The organism is Paraburkholderia atlantica, from assembly GCF_009362785.1.
GTDB lineage: Bacteria > Pseudomonadota > Gammaproteobacteria > Burkholderiales > Burkholderiaceae > Paraburkholderia > Paraburkholderia atlantica.
Genome location: NZ_WHNQ01000141.1, coordinates 1 through 3,114, shown reverse-complemented (window position 1 = coordinate 3,114; position 3,114 = coordinate 1). Strand labels below are relative to the sequence as shown.

Annotated in this window: 2 protein-coding genes and 4 pseudogenes; 3 read left to right on the top strand and 3 right to left on the bottom strand. The window is 60.6% G+C overall.

Going from position 1 to position 3,114, the window contains the following annotated elements:
- A pseudogene (locus GCT19_RS41430) lies at nucleotides 1–337 on the bottom strand (IS6 family transposase); the annotation flags it as partial.
- On the opposite strand from GCT19_RS41430, the pseudogene GCT19_RS44240 reads away from it, so the two are divergent.
- Nucleotides 336–432 (top strand): annotated as a pseudogene (locus GCT19_RS44240) (IS6 family transposase); the annotation flags it as partial. The pseudogenes GCT19_RS41430 and GCT19_RS44240 overlap by 2 nt on opposite strands.
- A 21-nt stretch (nucleotides 433–453) precedes the next feature.
- Here the strand turns inward: GCT19_RS44240 and GCT19_RS45045 are convergent.
- Nucleotides 454–557: pseudogene (locus GCT19_RS45045) on the bottom strand (IS6 family transposase); the annotation flags it as partial.
- Here GCT19_RS45045 and GCT19_RS45185 point away from each other — a divergent pair.
- Nucleotides 551–694: pseudogene (locus GCT19_RS45185) on the top strand (IS6 family transposase); the annotation flags it as partial. The pseudogenes GCT19_RS45045 and GCT19_RS45185 overlap by 7 nt on opposite strands.
- Before the next feature lie 62 nt (nucleotides 695–756).
- Here the strand turns inward: GCT19_RS45185 and GCT19_RS41410 are convergent.
- A complete protein-coding gene (locus GCT19_RS41410; protein WP_152855051.1) occupies nucleotides 757–2,724 on the bottom strand; it encodes an alpha/beta hydrolase family protein in 1,968 nt (655 codons plus the stop codon).
- Between GCT19_RS41410 and GCT19_RS41405 the strand changes: the two genes are divergently transcribed.
- Nucleotides 2,691–3,114: IS6 family transposase (locus tag GCT19_RS41405; RefSeq protein WP_408582418.1), on the top strand; the 424-nt coding region annotated here is incomplete at its 3' end. The two genes, GCT19_RS41410 and GCT19_RS41405, sit on opposite strands and share 34 nt — an antisense overlap.

Below are 3,114 nucleotides of genomic sequence, written 5' to 3'. Positions count from 1 at the left end.
TCCGGCGTTTGATAGCCCGATGGTCCTGTTCGACAATGTTGTTCAGGTACTTGATCTGACGGACCTTGATCGGCGTCTCGCGATCGGCATTCACCGCATCCAGTGCGGCCAGATTGGAGCCGCTTTTGTCGATGGTCACGGTCTCTGGCGTACCATTATGGGCGATCGCCTTTTCAAAGAACCGCCGGGCAGCGACCTTGTCCCGCCTGGCCCTGAGCAGGAATTCGACCGTGTCGCCCGCCTTGTCCACTGCCCGGTAAAGATATTTCCACTCGCCTTTGATCTTGATATAGCTCTCGTCCATTCGCCAGCTTTTCCCAACCGGACGCTTGTGCTTCAAGCGGGTGCTGCATTCGACGCCGGTGTCCCGCAAGATCGTCACCGATCAATTGCACAGCTATCCGGCGGCGAAAGCAAACATCCGGGAACGGCTGAACGCTCGACAGGAAGGCCCGGGGCACGAAAGCCTCGCATGCGCCGCTCCCTTGTGGGCTGATGGCTATTTTCCGCCCGGTGTTGACACGGGCCGCCGCCTTGACGAACACATGCTTCACGCTTCAGTCCGATCCGGCAGCACTTTGCGCTGGAACGACTTTTGCTGCGCGCTTCTCTCTATCGCAAACACCTCGGGGCCCGGTTTTTCGCGTGGCGCGAATTTACCAACGTCATCCAAGCTCCGTCGACTGGCTTCTGAGCCCCTGTGCGTTGTGGATCGTCATCGACGAAGTCAGCCAAGTTGACAGGGCCCTACCGGACTCAGGCAGCAACGCGACAATGCGTTGCGTTGCCCGGCGGTGCGCTCTTCAGGTAGCGGTCGAACCACCGCAGCATCTCATAAACCAGTTGTTCATTCGATTCGCACGCGGCGTACCCGTGTGTCTCATGCGGCAGCATCACGAGTCGGGTAATACCGCCGTTACCGCGGATCGCCTCGTAAAGGAGGCTGGCCTGCTGCGGCGTCGTTCCAGGGTTCGGGTCGTCGGCGCCGTGCACGATCAGCAGTGGAGCCTTTAATCTGTCTGCATAGAAGAACGGCGACGTCTTGAGGTAGACGTCTTGCGCTTGCCAGACGGTGCGCCGTTCATTCTGAAACCCACGTGGAGTGAGCGTCTTGTTGTACGCACCGCTCGTCGCGACGCCCGCACGAAACAGGTTTGAATGCGCGAGCAGGTTCGCGGTCATCAGTGCGCCGTGGCTGTGGCCGGTTACGACAATGCGGTTCGGGTCTGCGACGCCGAGTCGAACCGCCTCGTCCACCGCGGCCTGTGCGTCGGCGACGATCTGCTCAATGTAGGTGTCGTACGCCCGCTTCGGGTCGCCAATGATCGGGAATGATGCGTTGTCGATAATTGCGTAGCCGGCCAGCAGCAGCAGGCGGTGCCTGCTGAGCTGCGTGAAGGTCTCCTGCGAGCCGCTGGTCTGGCCGGCCTTCGATTCGTCGGCATAGTCACGAGGATACGCATACAGGATCGCTGGTATGCGCGTGCCTTCCTGGTAGCCGGGCGGCGTATAGAGCGTAAAAGACAGCTCCACCCCGTCCGCCCGCTGGTATCTCACCAGGCGCTTCCTGATCTGCCGGACGGCGGGCGTCGGGTCCGTGGTGTGCGTAACCGCCGCACTTGACGACGTGAACGTTGCCTCGCCTGCCGGCGCGTCGATTGCCGCACGGAGTCTGCGCACGTAGACGTTGGGCGGATCAGTCGGCGACTGATGCGAAGTGAGAAACGAGCGGCTGTCATCTTCGGTGAACGCGAAGAAGGACTCCAGACTCGACCTATCGCTGCGAAACAGTCGCTGCGTCTTGAACGTCGCAAGGTCGAGCCGGTCGAGAAACGGCCGGTCGCCATGCGGCGACGCGCCGGCACCCGCGAGAAAGATTGAATCGCCCTCCTGACGGATGACCGAAAAGCCATTCGGCAGCGTGCGCATTACCGGGTTTCCGGGATCTGCATACTGTTCGTGAGACGACATATCCCACAGCAGGCGCGGCGCGGGAATGCGCGCGTCGAAGTTGATGAGGTAGGCGCTCCACCATTGACGATTGCTGTCGTATTCGGCCAGCAATGCCAGATCCGACTGCGCCGTCCAGTCGATCCCGCAGTAGCGCTGCGCGAGTCGCATCACTTCTCGCGGCGGCTGGTCAAACGGCGCCGTCGACGTCATGAGCCGGTCGCGCTGCGGAGCATTGACGTTCCAGTCGCCTCCGTCTAGAGCTTCTGCCCAAACAAGGGTCGCCGGTTCGGTGGTGCGCCACGAAAATTGGCGCGGTCCGGTTGGCACACCGTGAATCGGTACGCGCTCCATCAGAGGACGCGATGCGATTTTATGCGCAACGACATGGGCTTGGTCCGAAATGTCCCACACGGCAATGTCGCGTGGGAAGCGCGCAACAGTCGTAAGGTACGAGTACGGCTTCTGTATCGTCGACACCAGCAGATGCTGTCCATCCGGTGCTGGATGGACCCCATAGTAGCGACCGGGCGAGCCAACCAGCGCGACGCTCATATCGCGAATACGGACGACTGCGAGTTGGGATGTGGCGTAGTAGTCGAAGAGCGCAACATCGTGTGCGTCCTTGAGCGTATCGCGTGCCTCGTAGGTGCTGCTTTCGCCCGACCGGCCGTCCGATTCCTGGATGATCGGGTTTTGTCGCAATAACGCGGTCAAGTAAAATCCGCCGACGACAACGCATGACAAGCATGATGACAAAGACGAAGACGTCATGCAAGAGACTGCCCGCTGGCATTGGCAAGGTACTGAAGCGGCTGCACTACCCGCTGGACGTGATCCTGCTGTGCGTCCGGTGGTACGTGGCGTACTCACTGAGCCTACGAAACCTCGAAGAAATGATGGCCGAGCGGGGTATCGAGGTGGACCATTCGAGCGTGCACCGGTGGGTTATCAAGCTGCTGCCGGTGTTTGAAAAAGCATTGCGCAAACGCAAACGGCCTGTCGGCAAGAGCTGGCGCGTCGATGAGACCTATGTCAAGGTCAAAGGCCATTGGAAATACTTGTACCGTGCCGTGGACAAGGCGGGCAACACGGTGGATTTCCTGCTGCGCGCCCGTCGGGACAAGGCCGCGGCGCGCCGCTACTTCGAGAAGGCGATTGAAC

What these genes read in the sequence shown, in the direction of transcription:
- GCT19_RS41410 (WP_152855051.1), bottom strand. Translation starts at nt 2,724, where the DNA reads ATGACGTCTTCGTCTTTGTCATCATGCTTGTCATGCGTTGTCGTCGGC.